Origin of the sequence: Brevibacterium sp. LE-L, assembly GCF_050214925.1 — a bacterium.
In the GTDB taxonomy this organism is placed as follows: Bacteria; Actinomycetota; Actinomycetes; order Actinomycetales; family Brevibacteriaceae; genus Brevibacterium.
Map to the genome: position 1 here is coordinate 4,023,928 of NZ_CP189759.1, position 20,301 is coordinate 4,044,228.

13 protein-coding genes are annotated in these 20,301 nt (G+C 65.8%); 9 read left to right on the forward strand and 4 right to left on the reverse strand.

Annotation, left to right across the window (positions count from 1 at the left end; translation table 11 throughout):
* Positions 1 to 113 precede the first annotated feature (113 nt).
* From ACQE2J_RS18175 to ACQE2J_RS18190, 4 genes are all read left to right on the forward strand, one after another.
* Positions 114 to 1,409 carry a PucR family transcriptional regulator gene (locus tag ACQE2J_RS18175; protein ID WP_135540577.1) on the forward strand — a complete coding sequence of 432 codons (1,296 nt, stop codon included), beginning with the start codon at positions 114 to 116 and terminating at the stop codon, positions 1,407 to 1,409.
* Positions 1,410 to 1,672: 263 nt separating this feature from the next.
* Positions 1,673 to 3,586, forward strand: a complete 1,914-nt coding sequence (locus ACQE2J_RS18180) for a DUF3556 domain-containing protein (protein ID WP_135540575.1) — start codon at positions 1,673 to 1,675, stop codon at positions 3,584 to 3,586.
* Positions 3,587 to 3,601: 15 nt separating this feature from the next.
* Positions 3,602 to 5,029, forward strand: coding sequence for a phytoene desaturase family protein (locus ACQE2J_RS18185; protein ID WP_135540574.1), 1,428 nt, complete (start codon positions 3,602 to 3,604; stop codon positions 5,027 to 5,029).
* Entirely contained in the window at positions 5,026 to 5,931 is a 906-nt protein-coding gene (locus ACQE2J_RS18190) for an SDR family oxidoreductase (protein WP_135540572.1), read from the forward strand. The genes ACQE2J_RS18185 and ACQE2J_RS18190 overlap by 4 nt, the downstream gene beginning before the upstream one ends.
* A 161-nt stretch (positions 5,932 to 6,092) precedes the next feature.
* Here the strand turns inward: ACQE2J_RS18190 and hutU are convergent, their stop codons facing one another.
* Positions 6,093 to 7,814 (reverse strand): urocanate hydratase, encoded by a 1,722-nt coding sequence (gene hutU / locus ACQE2J_RS18195; protein ID WP_426936792.1) that lies wholly within the window; start codon positions 7,812 to 7,814, stop codon positions 6,093 to 6,095.
* Positions 7,815 to 8,234: 420 nt separating this feature from the next.
* Here hutU and ACQE2J_RS18200 point away from each other — a divergent pair, with 420 nt between their 5' ends.
* The 5 genes from ACQE2J_RS18200 to ACQE2J_RS18220 all read left to right on the forward strand — a co-directional run bounded on the left by ACQE2J_RS18200 (position 8,235) and on the right by ACQE2J_RS18220 (position 15,071).
* The gene (locus ACQE2J_RS18200; RefSeq protein WP_135540568.1) at positions 8,235 to 8,798 is read left to right on the forward strand and encodes a dihydrofolate reductase family protein; all 564 of its coding nucleotides are present in this window, start codon (positions 8,235 to 8,237) and stop codon (positions 8,796 to 8,798) included.
* Between the two features lie 192 nt (positions 8,799 to 8,990).
* Positions 8,991 to 9,884: a LysR family transcriptional regulator gene (locus ACQE2J_RS18205; protein WP_135540566.1), complete on the forward strand. Its 894-nt coding sequence runs from the start codon at positions 8,991 to 8,993 to the stop codon at positions 9,882 to 9,884.
* Between the two features lie 170 nt (positions 9,885 to 10,054).
* Positions 10,055 to 11,281 (forward strand): acetyl-CoA C-acetyltransferase, encoded by a 1,227-nt coding sequence (locus tag ACQE2J_RS18210; protein ID WP_425119951.1) that lies wholly within the window; start codon positions 10,055 to 10,057, stop codon positions 11,279 to 11,281.
* A gap of 575 nt (positions 11,282 to 11,856) precedes the next feature.
* On the forward strand, positions 11,857 to 13,293 hold the full coding sequence (locus tag ACQE2J_RS18215) for a purine-cytosine permease family protein (protein WP_425119950.1): 1,437 nt from the start codon (positions 11,857 to 11,859) through the stop codon (positions 13,291 to 13,293).
* 335 nt (positions 13,294 to 13,628) lie between these two features.
* On the forward strand, positions 13,629 to 15,071 hold the full coding sequence (locus tag ACQE2J_RS18220; protein ID WP_426936793.1) for a lipase family protein: 1,443 nt from the start codon (positions 13,629 to 13,631) through the stop codon (positions 15,069 to 15,071).
* A 206-nt stretch (positions 15,072 to 15,277) separates the two neighbouring features.
* Here ACQE2J_RS18220 and ACQE2J_RS18225 read toward each other — a convergent pair whose 3' ends face one another.
* From ACQE2J_RS18225 to ACQE2J_RS18235, 3 genes are all read right to left on the reverse strand, one after another.
* On the reverse strand, positions 15,278 to 16,927 hold the full coding sequence (locus tag ACQE2J_RS18225; RefSeq protein ID WP_425119948.1) for an amidase: 1,650 nt from the start codon (positions 16,925 to 16,927) through the stop codon (positions 15,278 to 15,280).
* Positions 16,924 to 18,354, reverse strand: a complete 1,431-nt coding sequence (locus ACQE2J_RS18230) for a M20 family metallo-hydrolase (RefSeq protein WP_426936794.1) — start codon at positions 18,352 to 18,354, stop codon at positions 16,924 to 16,926. Before ACQE2J_RS18230 ends, ACQE2J_RS18225 begins: the two co-directional genes overlap by 4 nt.
* Positions 18,355 to 18,869: 515 nt before the next feature.
* On the reverse strand, positions 18,870 to 20,201 hold the full coding sequence (locus ACQE2J_RS18235) for an MFS transporter (RefSeq protein ID WP_167854444.1): 1,332 nt from the start codon (positions 20,199 to 20,201) through the stop codon (positions 18,870 to 18,872).
* Positions 20,202 to 20,301: the final 100 nt, after the last annotated feature.

A 20,301-nucleotide genomic window follows, 5' to 3' on the forward strand; every position in this document is an offset into this window, starting at 1 on the left:
CTGGGCACGGTAACCAAATCACCATCGCCATTTCGGTCAAAGATACAAACACGGCTCGCGCTTTCGTCGACTCGGCCGTCCCCACGGGCCTCAATCGGCGGTACTGTGCAGACATGGTCGATCATCTGCTCTGGCCGCCCAATGACGGGCTGAAAGCCGACAGCTCCACCACGGAGGTGCGGACCCACGCGTCGCGGATCGCTGCGGGCATGACCCCGCACATTCCCGAGCTCACACGACGGGTCTACGACTATCTGGCGACGAAGATCACCGAGCTCGGTGCCGAACCGGCTCTCCTCGATCTCCTCAGTGCAAGCATCGAGGGCAATGTCGAAACGATCCTCCACGCGCTTCAGCACGGCATCTCCTCGGACAACTTGGAACCGCCGACCGCCGCGTTTGAATACGCCAGACGGCTAGCCCAACGCGGAATCTCCGTCAATGCACTGGTCAGGGCCTATCGTCTGGGGCAGCAGAGAATGCTCCAGAGCGCCTACGATTTCGTCATCGAGGACGAGGAGCTGCCGGCGGAGCTCGTCTCTGCGGTTTTCCAGCACCTCGTCGACGAGGTTTCGGAGTACATCGACTGGATTTCGCAGAAGGTCGCTGAACTCTACGAGCAGGAACGGGAATCCTGGCTGGCCAATCGCACAACGGCCAGGGAGACCCAGGTCAGACGCATCATCGCCGGGGAGAACATCGACGTCGCGGCGGCCGAGCGGATCCTCGCCTACAGCCTCGGCGGTCGTCATGTCGCAGTCATCGCATGGACCCACCACTCGGCCCCCGACGCGAACGGTCAGCTGGATCGGTTCACCACAGCCATCAGAGACCTTGCTGGCGCGCTCGGCTCCCAGCGTACCTGCCTCATCATCGGCCGGGACCAGGACACCGCCTGGGGGTGGATCCCTGTGCCGACCGACTGGGATTACGACAACTCTCTTCGCCAGCGTGTGCCGCCGTCGGGCTCGATCCATCTGGCGATCGGCTCCGCGCACGCCTTGTCCGCCGGTTTTCGCCTCTCCCATCAGGAAGCAGAACGCGTGCAGCGCGTCTGCATCGCCGGGCGCGCTCCCGCTGAGCTGAGATCACACGACGACCGGGGTATGGCCGTTACCTCGTTGCTGGCCCAGGACGTCGAGGCTGCTCGAGTGTGGGTGAGATCGGTGCTCGGTCCGCTGGCCGATGACACCGAGGCGAATGCCCGCCACCGGAACACTCTCTCGGCCTTTCTGCGCCATGAGCTCAGCTACACGGCGACAGCGGCCTCGATGACCATGCACAAGAACTCAATCCGGTACCGGGTCGAGATGGCCGAGGCGGCCCTCGGAGTGAGTCTGACAGAGAACCGCTTGAACATCGAGTCCGCTTTGCATGCTCACCATTATCTCTATGGAACCGAGGGCTGACAGGCGGCAGCCTCACCTGGGCTGTGGCCGAGCACCACAGAGGGAAACACGCGAAAGGGGCTCCCTGTCCACGCTGATACCCGCCCGAGGGACATTCGCCACACGGAGCTTCTGGGTGAAGGACCATGTTGTATCGGGAGTACAAATTCTTCGCGGAGCTTCGGCTGAGTATCCATGGGATCCAAGACACATCCTCCCTAGGGTGATTCCAGGTCCACTTGCTCGACATCGGAGTCGGGCACCTGCCTGTGAAAGGAAGCGACATGGGACTCACAACTCCGGATGCCCCTCCGGTTGATGCTGAGACATTCGAATCCCTCCCCCTCTCGGAGAGAATCAGGGCCGTCGTCCTCCACTGGGTCGACTGCGGGTTCGGCTCACCTAAACTGTTCCACATCATCTACATCCTCAAGCTCGCCGTTCTCTACATCGGCATCGGCGTCACCCTGGCCACGCTCACCTCGGGCGTCGGCGCCCCGTGGCAGGTGGCTCAGTGGTGGAACGAGCCGATCGTGTTCCAGAAGCTCGTGCTCTGGACTTTCCTGCTTGAGACCATCGGCGTGGCCGGTTCGTGGGGGCCTTTGGCCGGGAAGTTCAAGCCGATGACGGGTGGTTGCCTGTTCTGGCTGCGGCCCGGCACCATCCGCATGCCTCCGTGGCCCGGGAAGGTTCCAGGAACCAACGGATTCAACCGCACAGTATTCGATGTGGTCCTCTATGCGCTGCTGCTCGTTGCGCTCTTCGTCCCGATCATTCTGCCGGGGGCCACCGGATCGACCGTGGCCGCCGGCTCTCCCGAGGACCTCGGGAACCTGATCAGCCCGCCGCTGATGTTCGTACCACTCGTGCTACTCGTTATCATGGGACTGCGCGACAAGGTGATCTTCATCGCCGCCCGTGCCGAACAGTACGGACCCGCCGTTCTCATCTTCGGGCTGGTTCCCTTCCTCGGCAACGGTCTCGTCGACATGATCATCATGCTCAAGCTGCTCATCTTCTCCGTCTGGGTGGGGGCCGGAGTCTCAAAGATCGGCAAGCACTTCTCCTTCGTGATCCCGCCGATGATCTCGAATGCGCCGATCATCCCGGGCAAGGCGATCAGGCGTCTGCACTATCGCAACTACCCCCACGATGTCAGGCCGTCCCATCTGGCCTCCGGCATCGGGCACATCCTCGGCACTCTCGTCGAGATCGTCACTCCGCTTGTCCTCCTCCTCTCGACGGATTGGACCCTGGCCCTCGCCGGGACACTGCTGATGATCCTCTTCCACGGGTTCATCACGAGCACCTTCCCTTTGGCGGTGCCCCTGGAATGGAATCTGCTATTCATGTACATCGCGGGGTTCCTCTTCCTCGGCCACCCCAATGGGGACGGCTATGGGCTGGGCGATGCGAGCTCTCCATGGCTCATCGTCGCCACCGTGGCCTGTCTGTTCTTCTTCCCCGTGCTCGGCAATTTTCGCCCGGACCTCGTCGCCTTCACCCCGTCGATGCGACAGTATGCGGGCAACTGGGCCTCGGCGCTCTGGGCCTTCCAACCCGGTGCCGAGGACAAGCTGCATGCCGTGAATCGTCCGACGAAGAACCAGGTCGACCAGCTGCAGGAGATGGGGTTCCCGCGAGTGGCGGCGGAGATCACGATGCTGCAGACCGCGGGCTGGCGATCGATGCACAGTCAGGGTCGCGGACTGTTCTCTCTTCTGCACCATCACGTCAACGACGTCGATCGGGCCACGATCCGTGAGGCGGAGTTCTCCTGCAACTCGCTGTTGGGCTTCAACTTCGGTGACGGTCACCTCCATAACCACCACCTCATCGCCGAACTCCAGCGTCGCTGCCAGTTCGAGCCCGGCGAGTTCGTCGTCGCCTGGGTTGAGTCACAGCCGATCCACAAGTCGACTCAGAACTACATGGTCATTGACGCGGCCGTGGGTATCGTGGAACGTGGTACCTGGAACGTTGCCGACTGCGTCAAGGAGCAGCCGTGGCTTCCCAACGGACCGATTCCGCTCAACGTGACGTGGAGGGATCCGCACTACACTTCAGCCTCCCGGGCCGCGGTGTCTTCAATGGAATCTGCTCCGCAATCCGCGGGTGCCCAGAAACCCGAGTCTGCGGCGAAGCGTCACGACCTCACCACGGAGTCGGCCCTGCAGGACGCCGCCGAGCGTGACTAGACGAGGAGCCCGAGAATGACGACCGCTGCTGTGATCGGCAGTGGACCGAACGGACTGGCGGCGGCCATCACCCTGGCCGCTGCCGACGTCTCGGTCACTGTGTACGAGGCAGATGATCACGTGGGGGGCGGCGCTCGCAGCTCCGAACTCACCCTTCCTGGTCTTGTGCACGACGACTGCTCGAGCCACCATCCCTTCGGACTGGCCTCGGAGTTTGCTCGCGTATTCCCACTGGAACAGCACGGTCTTCACTGGGCTCACACGGAAGTCGAGTTCGCGCACCCGCTCGATGACGGTCGCGGAGCCAGCGCCGTGCGATCCGTGGTGGAGACCTCACGCACCCTCGGTGCCGATGCCCAGCGATACCGGACGTTCTTCTCGCCCGTGGCTTCGCGCATGCCGACGGTTGCCGACGAGTTCCTCCAGTCCCTCATCCATCTGCCCCGGCACCCTTTCCATCTTGCGATGTTGGGCGCGCGGGCGGCACTGCCCGCGGCCGCCGTTGCGAGGTACTTCCGCACCGAGGAGGCCCGTGCCCTATGGTCGGGAGTCGCAGCGCACACCTTCGGCCCCTTCAACGCGCCGCTCTCTTCGGCGATCGGCACGTCTCTTGCCTCGGCCGCTCACTACTTCGGCTGGCCGGTGGCGGTCGGCGGATCGGGTCGGATCACCTCGGCAATGGAGTCGCTCCTTCTGTCCCTTGGCGGACGGGTTGAGACCGGACGAAGGGTCGAGGACGTTCGGGATTTGGGCAACCCGGATGTGCTCATGCTCAACACCGGCCCCGCTGAGGCGGCCCGCATCGCGGGCAACTCACTGCCGGTGCGTGCGGTGCGGAGTTTGGAACGGTGGAAGAACGGGCCGGCCGCGTTCAAACTCGCACTGGCCGTGGACGGCGGGATCCCGTGGACCTACGAACCGTCCCGGGGTGCCGGAACCGTCCATCTCTCAGGGTCATACGAGGAGACGGCGTTCGCGGAGAGCGAGACTTCCAAAGGTCGGATGCCTGAGAAGCCATTCGTCCTCCTCGCCCAGCAACATCTTGCGGACCCCGGACGTGGGAAGGGTTCACTCGTTCCGATCGACTGCTATGCGCACGTGCCACAGGGCTTTACAGGAGACGCCACCGAGTCGATCCTCGCCCAGATCGAACGCTTCGCCCCTGGATGCCGAGATCGGATCCTCGCGGTGACGCCTCGCGGGACCACTGCGATCGAATCACTCAATGCGAACTTCGTCGGCGGTGACATCCTCACCGGCCGCAAGGACCCTCTACAGTTGGTGCTCGGTCCGACACCTGGGTTCAGCCCCTACCGACTCAGCGCACCGAGCGGCGGTCGGTCAGGGATATACCTGTGCTCGGCCGCGGTGCCTCCGGGCCCGGGCGCACATGGAATGTGCGGCTATCTGGCCGCAAAACAATCACTCAAGGAGACGCAATGACCACTGACTTCAGACTCACCGAGGGCCGCGAATCTGCGGCCGTCCCGGAACGCACGCTTGCAGGCAGAACCCTCCTCATGAGCGGCGGCAGCCGTGGGATCGGCCTGGCGATCGCGCTGCGCGCGGCACGGGACGGCGCGAACGTGGCGCTCTTGGCGAAGACCGCGGAACCTCATCCGAAGCTCGAGGGCACCGTCTTTACGGCAGCAGAGGAGATCGAGGCGGCCGGTGGACGTGCCCTGCCGATCGTCGGCGATGTCCGCAGCGAGGAATCCGTCGCCGAGGCGGTCGCGCAGACCGCGGAGACCTTCGGCGGGATCGACATCGTCGTCAACAACGCCAGCGCCATCGACCTGTCCTCGACCGAGGATCTGTCGATGAAGAAGTTCGATCTCATGAACTCGATCAACTCACGCGGTTCATTCCTGCTGGCCAAGACCGCTATCCCACACCTCAAGGCCTCGGATGCCGCACATGTGCTCACGCTGTCTCCGCCGCTCAACCTCAATCCGGCATGGGCAGGCAAGCACCTGGGCTACACGATGGCGAAGTACGGAATGTCGATGGTCACGCTCGGGCTGGCCGAAGAGCTGCGCGAGGAGGGAGTCGCGGCCAACAGTCTGTGGCCGAGGACGACGATCGCGACAGCGGCGGTGAACAACCTCCTCGGCGGCGAACAGCTCATGGCACGCAGCCGCAAGCCCGAGATCATGGCCGAGGCCGCATGGACGATCCTCACCGCAGACCCGCGTGAGGTCACGGGCAACTTCTTCATCGACGACGAGGTGCTGCAGGCTCGGGGCATCACGGACCTGTCCGTCTATGCACATGATCCGTCGCGGCCCGGCTCTGTCGGTCACGGCCCCGATGACCTCGAACTCGACCTCTTCCTCGACGAATAGGGTGTACGGCTCCGGCGCCCATCAGCCCAGAGCCCGGTTCACAAAGGCCCCTCGGCGGCGCTGATCCCCGCTTCAGCCCAGAAAAAGGTGGATAGCCCAGTTTCAAACCTGGGCTACTCACCTTTTTCTGGGCTATTCAGCGTCCGGCGCGGCGGGGCTGCTTACTGCGCGGCGGATTCCTCGTCGCGCTGATCCAGTTCGGGGATCATCGGCACGCGCTGACCGCGGTCTTCGGCCACCTCGGCGGCGCGGTCGTAGCCGGCGTCGACGTGGCGGATGACGCCCATGCCCGGGTCGTTGGTGAGCAGGCGCGACAGCTTCTGGGCGGCCAGTTCGGTGCCGTCGGCCACGGAGACCTGGCCGGCGTGGATGGAGCGGCCGATGCCGACTCCGCCGCCGTGGTGGATGGACACCCAGGTGGCACCGGAGGCGGTGTTGACCAGGGCGTTGAGCAGCGGCCAGTCGGCCACGGCGTCCGTGCCATCGAGCATGGATTCGGTCTCGCGGTAGGGGCTGGCGACCGATCCGGAGTCGAGGTGGTCACGACCGATGACGATCGGGGCCGAGATCTTGCCTTCGGCGACGAGCCGGTTGAACAGCAGCCCGGCCTGGTGGCGCTCCTTGTATCCGAGCCAGCAGATGCGGGCGGGCAGGCCCTCGAACTCGACATACTCGTTGGCGGCATCGAGCCAGGTGTGGAGGTGTTCGTTGTCGGGGAAGAGCTCCTTGAGCGCGGCGTCGGTGACCTCGATGTCCTTCGGGTCGCCGGACAGTGCCACCCAGCGGAAGGGTCCGAGCCCTTCGCAGAAGAGCGGGCGGATGTAGGCCGGGACGAAGCCGGGGAATTCGAAGGCGCGGTCGTAGCCGGCCTTGCGGGCCTCGTCGCGGATCGAGTTGCCGTAGTCGAAGACCTCGGCGCCGCGGTCCTGGAATTCGACCATGGCACGCACGTGCTTGGCCATGGACTCCTCGGCGCGGAGGGTGAACTTCTCTGCGTCCTGTTCGGCCTCATCGCTCCAGTCATCGACGCTCACGCCCACGGGCAGGTAGGACAGGGGGTCGTGGGCTGAGGTCTGGTCGGTGACGATGTCGACTTCGGCGGCCTCGGGGCGGTCGAGGATCGTCGGGAGGATCTCGGCGGCGTTGCCGACGAGTCCGACGGACAGGGCCTGCTTGTTCTTCTTCGCTTCGATGACCTTGGCCAGGGCGGTGTCGAGGTCGGTTTCGACCTCGTCAAGGTAGCGCTTGGACCGGCGGCGGTCGAGGCGGGTCTTGTCGACGTCGATGATGAGGCAGGCACCGCCGTTGAGGGTCACGGACAGGGGCTGGGCACCGCCCATGCCGCCGCAGCCGGCGGTGATGGTCAGGGTTCCGGCCAGCGTTCCGTCGAAGCGTTTGCGGGCGATGGCGCCGAAGGTCTCGTAGGTGCCCTGGAGGATGCCTTGGGTGGCGATGTAGATCCAGGAACCGGCGGTCATCTGCCCGTACATCATCAGACCTTCTGCTTCGAGCTCGCGGAAGTGTTCCCAGTTCGCCCAGTCGCCGACGAGGTTGGAGTTGGCGATGAGCACGCGCGGGGCCCATTCGTGGGTGCGCATGACGCCGACGGGCTTGCCGGACTGGATGAGGAGGGTCTCGTCGTCCTCGAGGTCGTCGAGGGTGCGCACGATCGCGTCGTAGGCCTCCCAGGAGCGAGCCGCCCGGCCGGTGCCGCCGTAGACGACGAGGTCTTCGGGACGTTCGGCGACCTCGGGGTCGAGGTTGTTCATGAGCATGCGCTTGGGCGCTTCGGTCTGCCAGGACTTCGCGGTGATCTCGGTCCCGCGGTCGGCGCGGATGACGCGGCTCGGATCATGTTGGGTGAACGACGGCTTGGTGGTCATGGGATTCTCCTTGTCGCTGTGTCCGACGAGGCGGATGCTTGGCTGCCGCTTCGCCGTCGCGCCGAGGTGCGGACTCCCCTGCGCTGTCGGCTCTGACTACACCATCCATTCTGACGACCGGACAGGATTGCGGTAGTGGTCCGGACCAAGTTCTGTCCGATATTTCGGATACCTCTGGCGCATCCGACCTCCGAGGCTCACACTGAACCCACCCGCGTCCGGCCTCCGCGGCTCGCCTCGGCCCCACGCCCGCACCGACTCCGGCGCCGGCACCCGCACCCGCACCCGCACCCGCACCGAGGCAAGCCGTCGTTCCCGCACGACCCAAGGCAAGCCGTCGTTCTTTCACGACCCGAGGCAAGCCGTCGTTCCCGCACGACCCGAGCCATTCCAGCCCACCTCCACGAAAGAAGGTCCCCGATGAGCCGCGTCGTCTACTCCCTGTCCACCTCGCTCGACGGATACATCGTCGATGGCGCAGACCGGTTCGACTGGTCCGTGCCCGACGAGGAGGTCTTCGCGCTGGCCATGGACGAGGTCCGTGGCCTGAGCGTCCATCTGCTCGGCCGCCGACTCTACGAGACGATGGTCTATTGGGAGACCGCGGACCGCGACCCCGAGCTCGACTTCGCCGAGGCAGGGTTCGGCCGTCTGTGGCGCGCCCTGCCGAAGCTCGTCTTCTCGACCACACTGGCCGAGGTCGTCGGCACCACGGAACTCGCCACCGAAACACTCGCCGAGGCGGTCGCTCGCCTGCGCACTGAGCATCCCGACGGTGAGATCGGCATCGGCGGGGCCGGGCTGGCGGCCGCGGCAGCCGATCTCGACCTCATCGACGAATACCGGATCCGCCTCTACCCGGTCCTCGTCGGCGGCGGCACCCCATTCTTCGCTCACCACGGTCGGCACTCGCCTCTTGAACTCCTCGACTCACGCATTTTCGCTTCGCAGGTCGTCTACCTGCGCTACGGCGTCAGACGCTGAGCCGCTCAGGCTCTCGACGGCGGACGGGATAGGGTGGGAGAACTCCTCGAGCGTCGCCGTGACTGCGATGCCGACGCAGCACGCGATGACCCGCGGCAAATACCATTTCTTAAAAATTTCCTCTCGATTATTGCTTATTCATGCAATAATGAGGGCATTCGCACAGCGGGGCCGCCTGATAGGGGAGAACTCATGGAGCTGCAGCAGATCCGCGCCTTCGTCGCCGTCGCCGAGGAACTCCACTTCGGCCGCGCCGCCGAACGCCTCGGCATGGCCCAGCCGCCCCTGAGCCGGACGATCCGGACCCTCGAGACCGAACTCGGCGCCTCCCTGTTCCAGCGCACCACCCGCTCGGTCAGCCTCTCCCCAGCCGGCGAGGCCCTGCTCGAGCCGGCCAAGCACATGCTCGCCACCCAGCAGGCCGCCATCGAATCCGTCCATCGCTCCTCCAGCGGCGAGGTCGGCCGCGTGCGCTTCGGCTACTCCCATCCGTCTTCCCGCGACCTCGCTGCCACCCTCGTCACGGCCTCACACGAACGCAATCCGGGCATCACCTTCCACCTCGAGTCGACCGTCTACGCCGACGAGGGCCTCGAGCGGATCATGGACGGCACCCTCGACCTCGCGCTCGTCCGCTGGCGGAAGCGCCCACCCCTCATCGCCGGACGCCCCGTGGCGATCGAACACCCCTGCGTGGCTATGCCGAACACCCACCGCCTGGCCAAGCGGAAGACCATCGACGTCGACGAACTCGCCGACGAGCCCTTCATCCTGCTGCCGGCCCGGCCGAACTCAAACCTGCGCGAGACCGCCATGCGCCTGTGCCTCGACGCCGGCTTCAACCCCCACATCATCCAGGAGGCCCCGGACTCTCAGTCGATCTCCGCCCTCGTCGCAGCCGGAATGGGCATCACGATCACCTATGACTCCGTCGCCGCAGGATACGATTCGCGGATCTCCGCCGTGCCGCTCAACCTCCCGCAGGAAGCGACTCAGCTCTTCCTCGCCCACCGCCTCGACCACCGGGATGCCGCGCTCGATACCGTCCTCGATGTCGCCGAGGCGGTCCTCCCGACCGCCCGCTGAGCCGGCCCGCTTCGCACTCATTCATTGAGACAGACCCTTGTCAGTCTCAATCCATTCGGATATGTTCATAAATCAGAACGTATTGATATCAGATTCGGTAGTGATGCCGAATGTGTCGACGACTCGCCGTCCAGGCGGGACGGCTCGATCGAAATCCAAGGGAGACCGAAGTGTCTGAAGACATCGTCATCTGCGAACCCCTCCGCTCCCCCGTGGGCGGTTTCGGCGGACAGTTCAAGAACGTGCCGCATGAGGAACTCGGCCGGCAGGTGCTCACCGCCCTGCTCGAGAAGACCTCCCTGCCCGGTGAGGTCATCGACGATGTCGTCCTCGGCAACTGCTACCCGCACATGGAGACTCCGGCGATCGGCCGCGTCATCGCCCTCGACGCCGGACTGCCGATCACCGTTGCCGGCCGCCAGGTCGACCGCCGCTGCGGCTCCGGCCTGCAGGCGATCGCCGATGCGCATGCGATGATCTCGGCCGGCTTCGCCGATCTCGTCATCGCCGGCGGCACCGAGTCGATGAGCCGTGCACCGTTCTACAATGAGGAGATCCGCTGGGGCGTCAAGGGCGGCAACGTGGAGCTCAAGGACAGCCTCGCCCGCGGCCGCCTCACCGCCGGCGGCACGGACTACCCGGTGCCCGGCGGCATGATCGAAACCGCGGAGAATCTGCGCCGTGAATACGGCATCTCCCGGGAGGACCAGGACGCCTACGCCGTGGAATCGCATCGTCGGGCCACCTCGGCGACGGAAGAGGGGAAGTTCGCCGAGGAGATCGTGCCGATCACCCTGCCGGCTACCCGCAAGACCCCGGAACAGGTCATCACCACGGATGAGCACATCCGTCCCGGATCGACGGTGGAGAAGCTCGCGAAGCTCACTCCCCTGCGCGCGAAGCTCGACGATGGGGCCACGGTGACCGCAGGCAACGCTTCGGGTCAGAACGACGGAGCGGCGATGTGCATCGTCACCACCGCGTCGAAGGCTGCCGAGCTGGGGCTGCGGGTCTTCGCTCGCATGCGCAGCTGGGCCGTGGCCGGAGTGCCGCCGAAGACGATGGGCATCGGCCCGGTGCCGGCCACCGCCAAGGCTCTCGAGCGCGCGGAGCTCGACCTGGCCGACATCGATCTCATCGAACTCAACGAGGCCTTTGCCGCCCAGGTGCTTGCCTGCACGAGCGAATGGAAGCTCACGGAAACCGATTTCGCCGAGCGCCTCAACGTCAACGGCTCGGGCATCTCGCTCGGCCACCCCGTCGGCGCCACCGGAGGCCGCATCCTCGCGACCCTGCTGCGGGAGATGGACCGCCGCGAGTCGCGCTTCGGCGTCGAGACCATGTGCATCGGCGGAGGTCAGGGCATGGCCGCGGTCTTCGAACGCGTCTCTGCCTGAGCCGAACCGAGTCTCTGAACGACCTCGGACAGTGGGGCCGGAAACCGCATCTGCGTGGCTTCCGGCCCCACTGCCGTCCGAGGCGCGCGGCACTCGGTCGTGAAGCGCAGTTCTCGGTTGCGAAACACACCTCTCGGTCGTGAAGCGCAGTTCTCGGCTGCGAAACGCAGGCAACACCTTGACGCGGGTGACGAATTTCCGGATGAATCGTCTGGAACCCGCCTCGGCGCGACACGCGCCGGCAGTCCGCTCCGGCGGACCGGACTGACAGAGCACCGCAGAGCCGTCGTCTGACTCATCGGCCAGCCAGAGCCTGCCTTGTCAGCTGGCCGGAGCCCGCCTCGACGGCGGGCGAGGAAGACTCTGCCCCGCCGGCCGGCCAGAGTCTGCCTCGCCCGCCGGCCGGGTTCTGCCCCGCCGGCCCGCCAGGTTCCGCCCCGCTTGCCAGCCAGAGTCTGCCTCGACGGCCGGCCGGAGTGTTTCCGAAATATCGGACAGAAAGCGTGAATCGGGCCTCGTAGCACCGCGCACCTGGGTGCCACACTGTTTCTGTTCATCTTTCAAAGGAGAAACTCATGGCCGGTACGTCGAATTCGGGGATCGAGAAGCGATCCATCGAGATGGTGCCTGACGCCGAGCGTCACGGAACGCCACGTTCCCAGTTCACCCTGTGGTTCGGTGCGAACACTCAGATCACCGCCATCGTCGACGGGGCTCTGGCCGTGGTCTTCGGCGCCGATGCACTCTGGGCCATCATCGGCCTGCTCATCGGCAACATCATCGGCGGCATCGTCATGGCTCTGCACTCGGCGCAGGGGCCGCAGCTGGGTCTGCCGCAGATGATCTCCTCGCGGGCACAGTTCGGCATCATCGGCGCGATCATCCCGCTCGTGCTCGTCGTGCTCATGTACATCGGCTTCGCCTCGACCGGCGCGGTGCTGTCCGGTCAGGCCGTCAACCTCATCATCGGCGCGCAGACCCCGTGGATCGGCCTCGTCATCTTCGGCGCGCTCACCGCCCTGGTAGCCCTGCTCGGATACAAGTACATCCACGTGCTCGGGCGGATCTCGTCGGTCACGGGCCTGCTCGGATTCCTGTTCATCACGTACTGCGTGATCACTCAGGTTGACGTCCCCGGACTGATCTCAAATTCCTCGTTCGCCTTCCCCGCCTTCCTCTCCGCGATCGCTCTGTCCGTGGGCTGGCAGCTGACCTACGGCCCCTACGTCGCCGACTACTCGCGCTACCTGCCGCGCTCGACCCCGGCATCGAAGACCTTCTGGTTCACCTTCGGCGGTTCTGTCATCGGCTCGCAGTGGTCGATGACGCTCGGAGCGCTCATCGGTGCGGCTGCGATGACGGAGACCGGCAATGAGTTCGTCGAGAACCAGGTCGCCTATGTCGGCGACATCGTCGGCGGGGGCGTCTTCGCCCTGCTCATCTTCATCGTCATCCTGCTCGGCAAGCTCACCGTCAACACGCTCAACGCCTACGGCGCTTTCATGTGCACGCTGACGATCCTCACCTCCTTCGGCAACAAGACGAACATCCGCCGGTGGACGCGCGCGGTCTTCGTCGTCGGCATCGTCACTCTCACCGTGCTCGTGGCACTGCTCGCCTCGGCGGACTTCCTCGCGAACTTCAAGAACTTCGTCCTCACGCTGCTCATGGTCTTCACCCCCTGGAGCATCATCAACCTCACCGACTACTACCTCATCTCGAAGGACCGCTTCGACATCCCGGCGTTCTACGACCGCCGCGGCCGCTACGGAGAATGGAACTGGCGCGCACTGCTGGCCTACGGCGTCGGCGTGCTCATTCAGATTCCATTCCTCGCCCAGTCCTTCTACACCGGCCCACTCGTCGCCAAGCTCGGCGGTGCGGACATCTCCTGGCTCGTGGGCATCGTGGTGACTTTCGTGCTCTACTACGTCCTCATCCGCAACCACGGAGTCGCACCCGAGGAGACGATCTACCCGGAGGTCGAGGGGGCCGAGGCGAGGCTCAGCTGAGGACTTGGGCCCCGGTCCCGGGCCAAGCGGCCCCAGGTCAAGCGGCCCCTAGCCAAGCACCCCCGGGTCAAGCGGCGTGAAGGCCGGGAACGCGATCTCGACGTTCCCGACCTTCACACTCACCACCCGAGATCCTCCACACGCGCGACAACAGCGTTCGAATCCGTAAGTTACTGATAAGTTCTACTATCGAGTAGGATCGTGATGTCCGTCACCATGCGGGCCCCGCACTACTGACGACCGCGCCGACGTCACCCTCGTTGCTGCGGTCAGTGACGCAACCACTGTCCGCGCACGCTCAATGCCGAGAGAAACGACAGAAGAGGACTACACGTATGAGCACGTCTCGTCACAGAACGCTCACCCCCTCACGGCGCTTCGCCGTCCTGAGCACCGCAGCAGTCACCGGTCTGGCACTGACCCTGGGCACTGCAGCAGCACCCGCCAGCGCAGAGTCGCTCGCACCGCAGACGGAGCAGGAGGCCAAGGACCTCGTCGAAGACCGACAGGCCGAGGACTCCGATTCGCTGAACCGGAGCAACGTGCCCCAAGGCGTCAGCGTCCAGCAGGCCAAGGCCGCCGTCGACAAGTCCGACGCGCTCACCACCGCCGACGTCGAATACGCCGCGGCGCTGGAGGATCTCCCCGCGAATGGTGTCCCCGAAGACTTCTACGAAACGCCGGACGAGCTACCGGACGAGGACGGCGCCGTGGTCAAGCAGGCCGAATCGGACTTCTACCTCGACCCCGTCAAACTCATCAAGCACAGCGCGAAGACGACGACGTTCATGTACAAGACCACCGACGAGCAGGGCACTGCGCGAGCCGCCACCGCCACCCTGCTCACGCCGAAGGGTGCGAGCGGCCCCGCAGACGATGCCGTCGTCATCTCCCCGGGCACTCAGGGCATCGCCGACAAGTGCGCCCCCAGCCGACAGATGGGCATGGGCACCGAGTACGAGGGCATCTCCGTCGCCTCGGCCCTGGCCGCGAAGCATCCCGTCATCGTCGTCGACTATCTGGGGCTCGGCACGGAAGGTACCCATCACTACCTCAACCGCACCGAGGAGGGTCGCTCGGTGCTCGATGCGGCGCGCGCCGTCCAGCAGGTCGAGGGCAGCGAGATCGATGAGAAGACCCAGCTGCAGCTGCGCGGCTATTCGCAGGGCGGTCACGCCACGACTGCTGCCCTGGAGCTCCAGAAGGAATGGGCTCCCGAACTCAACGTCGCCTCCGCCTCGGCGGGCGCAGTTCCGACGGACCTGTACGAGACCGTGTCCGGCCTCTCGAGCGTCTATACGGCATTCGCGCTGTACGGAGTCGACACGTTCGCCGCGCAGGCCGACATCGATCTGTCAGAATTCCTCAACGAGAAGGGACAGGAGACGGTCGCCGAAACATCGAATCAGTGCACCGTCGAGGCGCTGCTCTCGACGGCGTTCACGGATTCGAAGTCGCTGACGAAGGACGGCAGATCCCTCCAGGAGATCGTCGAGGAGAAATTCATGGACATTGCCGACAGGCAGCGCTTGGGCAAGGCCCCCGTGCCCGATGTCCCGCTGCTGGTCAACCACAGCCGCCTCGATGACGTCATCCCGTTCGAACAGGGCAAGGAGCTCGCCTCGACCTGGTGCCGCGCCGGCCACAAGGTGGCATTCGAGGACAATCTGGGCCCCACACACGTCGGCGGCTACATCGCCTCGCTGCCCCGCGTCGAAACTTTCACCAGTCGCACGTTCGCGGGCAAGGCTCCCCTCGACAGCTGCTGGAGGCTGTGACCTCCCACCTCGCCGAGGCGGCTCATCCCTCCGGGGATGGGCTCACCCACCGAGGCGGTCCATCCCACCGGGGTGGGCCGCCTCGGCGACATTCACATCACGTTCGCCGAGCTCACATCACCGACCACCGCACCGGACCCCAACGGGTCGAAGCCATACACGATGACCAGGCTGACGATCCCTGCCACCAGGTCAGCCGCGCACCGTCACTCCGGCGCCAGACCCGTCCACGGCATCAGCTGTTCGATCGCGGCGGCGACCTCGAAGGCGCGGGTGTCATCGAAGGGGTGGGCGATGACCTGGACGCCGGTCGGGATGCCGCAGTCAGCCATGCCCGTGGGCACACCCACGATCGGCACCCGGTTGCAGATGTTGAACGGCATCGTCATGTGCGCCTGCCAGTAATGATCGAGGCGCACACCGTCGCCCGTCCTCCCACTGTTCCCACCGCTTTCGGCGGCGCTTCCGTTCCCGGCTGCCCCTCCGTTCCCGGCGAAACCGGCCGCCCCACCGTTCCCGGCGGTTGCGCTCTCACCTGTTCCCGCGGCCTCCCGGCCGACGCCGTCCGCGCCGATCGTGATCCCGTCGAGGTAGCTGCCGTCGGCCGCCAATCCCGCCACCGCCGAGGTGGGAGCCAGCAGCACATCGAATCCGTCCATCGCAGATGCCAGTTCCGCCTGGATCTGCGCTTCCATCGCCAGCCCCTCATACTGAGTGCGACGCGCCGCGACCGCCTCGGCGTCGCCCATGAATCGCAGCGTGTAGTCGGCCAGGGTGTCCTCGTGGCCGCGGGTCGCCGCGCGCATGGCCGGCGCCAGCAGGTTCCCGAAGTGCGTGAACGCGGTCTCGAAGATCCGCTCAGACGTCCACGGCAGTTCGATCTCCTCGACGACGGCTCCTGCGGACTCCAGCGCCGAGGCGACCGCGCGGGTATTCGCCTCAATGTCCTTCCCGACGGGGAAGTCCCCCAAACGCACACACAGCGCGACCCTGCGTCCGCGGAGTCGATCGGCCGCCTCGGCGGGGTCGAAGTCGGCGAGGAATCCGATTGAATCGATCGTCGCGTGATCGCTCGCGTCGAGGCCGACCATGACCCGGGCCAGCAGAGCGGTGTCCGCGACGGTGCGCGCCATCGGCCCGTCCCCGCGGTACCAGTCGGCAGCCAGAGGCTGGGCACCGGGGACCCGACCGTACGGGGCCTTGAACCCGACGGTACCGGTGAAGGCGGCCGGTAGCCTCGTCGATCCGGCGATATCGGAGGCGGTGGCCAGGGGCGCGAACCCGGCGGCGAGCGCGGCACCCGATCCGCCCGAAGACCCGCCGGGTGAGAGGTCCGGGTTCCACGGGTTGCGGGTGACACCCCACATCGGTGAGTGCGTGATCGTTGCGCAGCTGAACTCCGGGGAGGTCGCGCGGGCATGGACGTAGCCGCCGGCTCGACGGATGCGACGGATGATCGCGGCGTCCGCCTCGGCGATGGTCTCGCGTTCGTGGAGGAGCCCCTGCGTCAGGCCGCGCCCGGCCAGGGCGTGCTTCTCCTTGGCGATCACGGGCAGTCCGAGCAGGGGACGGTCGGCGGCCGCCTCGGCGAGTTCGTCTGCCGTGGCGTTCGCATAGAACGCCTCGGCCTCCCGCGCCGAGGTGACCGCCTCCTCGACGACTTCGGTGACCGCATTGATGCGCTCATCTTCCGCGGTGATGCGGCCGATGAGGGATTCGAGGTACTCGACCGGGGAGAGCTGCTTCGTGCGGAACCGGTCGAGCGCCTCGGCGGCGGTGAGCGCCCAGGGCGCGGTGGAGGCGGGCGACGTCGAGGTGGGCATCGCCGAATCTGTGCGGATCTCGTCGCGGGTCATGCGCGCACCTCGGCGACGGAGGATCCGACCCAAACGGCACCGTCGCAGACCTCGGCGAGTTCGCCGTGGACGAGCTCACCGGCCACGGAGGCGAGCACGCGGACACCGCGGAGCATGTCGTCGTCGGTGGTGAACTCACGTTCGCAGTGGGAGACGCCGTCGACACTGGGCACGAACATCATCACTGCGGGCACGCGGTGGTTCATCGCCACGGAGTCGTGGCCGGCCATGGTTTCGAGGCGGCGGATGCTCAGGCCCTCGTTGGCCACGGCCTTCTCGGCGAGTTCGACGCCTTCGGTCGGGAATCGACGTTTGTCGCGGATGTCGAAGTCCTCGACATTGATGGTGATGTCGTGGGCACGGGCGATCTCGGCGATCTGCTTCTTCAGTGAGTCCCGGGCTGCCTGCACGATGGTCGGGTCGGAGGAGCGGAGGTCGGCGACCATGTGGACACGGCGCGGTACGACGATCGGCGAGTTCGGTTCGACGACGTGTTGGCCGACCGACGACACGAGGGCCTCTTCTTCGAACTCGTCGACGACTTCGGCGACGGCGAGAACGACCTTCGCGGCGGCGACGAGAGCGTCGTGCCGGTCGGCCATGGCGGTCGCTCCCGTGTGGGACTGTTCGCCGAGGACATCGATGTCGAGTTTCTGTGTGTACCAGCTGGCTTCGACGACGCCGATGTCCGTGGCCTCGCGTTCCAAGATGCGTCCCTGTTCGATGTGGATCTCGGCGTAGGAGATCGCCTCGGGCGGGGTGTCGGTGCCGGCATAGCCGATGGCGGTCAGTGCCTCTGAGACTGAGGTGCCGTCGAGGTCGGTGACGGCGAGCATCTCGTCGAGGTCGAAGAGGCCGGCGTAGACGGAGCTGCCCATGATGGACGGGGCGAAGCGACCGCCCTCCTCGTTGAACCAGTTGACGACGGCGAGATTGAACGTGGGCTGGAGACCGGATTCGGCGAACTGCTCCTTCACGCGCAGGGCCGCGAAGAGGCCGGCGATGACACCGTAGGCGCCATCGAAACGCCCGCCGAGCGGCTGCGAATCGAGATGGGAGCCGATGAGGACGTAGGGGGCGGTGTCGGTGGGGGTTGCTTTGGCGGGGTTGGTGCCGGTGGGTGTGGTACCGGTGGGGGTGGTGTCAGTGGTGGCGGGGGAAGTCGCCTCGGCGAGGGTTTCGTCGTTCTGCCCGGCGGCGTCGTCGGGGACGAGCTGGAGACAGGCGAACATGTTGCCGATCGCATCGACGCGGACCTCGAAGCCGTGGGCCACTGCCCATTCGCGCATCCAGTCACGCGTCTGTTTGTCCTCAGGCGTCAGCGCCTGCCGGTCGACGCCGCTGTTGTCCGTGGCGCCGATCGTCGCGACGTGGTGGAAGGCGGAGAGGAAGGCGGCGTCGGAAGAGGTGGCTGCCTGTTGGTTCATTGCAGATCGCTTTCTCTGGGAGAAGAGGTGGACGGTGGGGTACGGGGGGCCCGGGGGCCGCGGGCGTAGCGGGGCCGAACGCCGCCGGGGTGCGGCCCGGCTGCCGAGCGTTGCCAGCACGTGGGCCGTGGGCCGCGTGGGGGCCGAACGCCGCCAGGGTGCGGCCCGGCTGCCGGGCGTTGTCAGCACGTGGGCCGGATGCCGAGCGCCGACAGCACCGACCCGGAAGTCGAGCGCCGCCAGGGTGCGGCCCGAGGTGAGGCGTCGTGCCTGCTGTTCATATTCAGATTTCGTTCATTTCATCATGACGCGAACTGACGGTCAGTACGAAAAGTAGGTCTGAGTGCACGAAACCTGATGCCCGAGCGCACGAAACGTGATGCCGGAGTGCACGAAACCTGATGTGCGGCGGGTGAAACCTCACGGCCCAGCGCACCTGCCTGGACGCACCGGCTCGGATGCTGCGAGGGCCCCGGCTCCGATGGGCAAAGATGCGCAACCTGCTTGCCGCCCACTCATCCCAACCGCCCTCGTGTCTCGGGCAGGCGGGTCACGACGATGAGCACGAGGCACACGGCAGCGCACGCGGCCATGTAGAAGCCGGGCGCGGTGTTCACGCCGGTGATGTCGACGAGCCAGGTGCCCACGAACGGGGCGGTTCCGCCGAGCACGGCATAGGAGATGTTGTAGCTGATGGCCGCCGAGGTGAACCGCGTCTTCGTCGAGAAGCGCTCGCAGAAGAACGTGTAGCAGCCTCCGCCGTAGCAGCACAGGGCGAGCACGAAGATCGTCTGTCCGAGGAACGCGAGGCCCATGTGTCCGCTGGTCACGAGACCGAAGGCCGGTACGGACACCACGGCGAGGAGGATCGAACCGACGACGAGCATGGGCTTGCGGCCGACCCGGTCGCCGATGGCCCCGGCGATCGGCAGGAAGATCGTGTAGCTGGCCATAGCGATGGCATTCGTCAGCAAAGACTGTTCTCGGCTGAGGTCGCCCGTGGTCTGGATGTAGGTGACGAAGTATGCGGACAGCATATAGAAGCCGAGTGCGGTCACGCCGAGGACGAAGAACACCTGAAGCATGCCCACCCAGTTCTCCCGGAACGAGTCACGGATCGGGCTGAATTCCTTGGGTCGCTCGGCGGCCGTCTTCTTGAACAGTTCGGATTCGTCGGTCTTCGCTCGGATCCACAGCCCGACTGCCGACAGCGGCAGGGCGAGCAGGAACGGCAGGCGCCAGCCCCAGGAGTCGAAGGAGGCGTCGCTCATCATGGTCGAGAGCAGAAGAATAAGGCCGCCGGCCATGACCGAAGGCAGCGCCGTGGCGGCCAGAGTGATGTTGATCCACAGGCCTCGCTTGGATACAGGGGCGTGTTCGTAGACGAAAGACGGTCCGCCCACGGATTCGCCGCCGGCAGAGAAACCCTGGCCCAGACGAGCGAGGATGAGCAGAATGGGAGCGAACCAACCGATCTGGTCGAAGCCGGGCAGAACGCCGATCAGGGCGGTGCAGATACCGACGAGGAAGATCGTGATGGTCAGGGTCTTGCGCCGGCCGACCTTGTCGCCGAGCGCACCGAAGAACAGACCGCCGAGCGGACGCATGACGAAGGCGACGCCGAAAGTCGCGAAGATGACGAGCAGTCCGGTGACGCGGTCACCCTGCGGGAAGAAGTATTCGGAGAGGATGACAGCCGAAAGACCGTAGAGCGTGAAGTCGTAGAACTCGACGAACTGGCCGATGCTGCCGCCGACGAGCACCTTCTTCTGCATGCCCGAGGACTTCTTCGTCGGTCGTGTTCGAGCAGCGGGTGTACGCTCCTCACCTGTGGTGGGTATGGACATCGAAGCTCCTTTGCTCTGTCACGTGCTCTGTCACGCTGGTGGGCGCAGACACCACCTGCCGCCGTGATGCCCGGCCTCCATTGTTGCGGCCCCCATCACA

What these genes read in the sequence shown, in the direction of transcription:
- ACQE2J_RS18175 (WP_135540577.1), top strand. Translation starts at nt 114, where the DNA reads ATGGTCGATCATCTGCTCTGGCCGCCCAATGACGGGCTGAAAGCCGAC.
- ACQE2J_RS18180 (WP_135540575.1), top strand. Translation starts at nt 1,673, where the DNA reads ATGGGACTCACAACTCCGGATGCCCCTCCGGTTGATGCTGAGACATTC.
- ACQE2J_RS18185 (WP_135540574.1), top strand. Translation starts at nt 3,602, where the DNA reads ATGACGACCGCTGCTGTGATCGGCAGTGGACCGAACGGACTGGCGGCG.
- ACQE2J_RS18190 (WP_135540572.1), top strand. Translation starts at nt 5,026, where the DNA reads ATGACCACTGACTTCAGACTCACCGAGGGCCGCGAATCTGCGGCCGTC.
- hutU (WP_426936792.1), bottom strand. Translation starts at nt 7,814, where the DNA reads ATGACCACCAAGCCGTCGTTCACCCAACATGATCCGAGCCGCGTCATC.
- ACQE2J_RS18200 (WP_135540568.1), top strand. Translation starts at nt 8,235, where the DNA reads ATGAGCCGCGTCGTCTACTCCCTGTCCACCTCGCTCGACGGATACATC.
- ACQE2J_RS18205 (WP_135540566.1), top strand. Translation starts at nt 8,991, where the DNA reads ATGGAGCTGCAGCAGATCCGCGCCTTCGTCGCCGTCGCCGAGGAACTC.
- ACQE2J_RS18215 (WP_425119950.1), top strand. Translation starts at nt 11,857, where the DNA reads ATGGCCGGTACGTCGAATTCGGGGATCGAGAAGCGATCCATCGAGATG.
- ACQE2J_RS18220 (WP_426936793.1), top strand. Translation starts at nt 13,629, where the DNA reads ATGAGCACGTCTCGTCACAGAACGCTCACCCCCTCACGGCGCTTCGCC.
- ACQE2J_RS18225 (WP_425119948.1), bottom strand. Translation starts at nt 16,927, where the DNA reads ATGACCCGCGACGAGATCCGCACAGATTCGGCGATGCCCACCTCGACG.
- ACQE2J_RS18230 (WP_426936794.1), bottom strand. Translation starts at nt 18,354, where the DNA reads ATGAACCAACAGGCAGCCACCTCTTCCGACGCCGCCTTCCTCTCCGCC.
- ACQE2J_RS18235 (WP_167854444.1), bottom strand. Translation starts at nt 20,201, where the DNA reads ATGTCCATACCCACCACAGGTGAGGAGCGTACACCCGCTGCTCGAACA.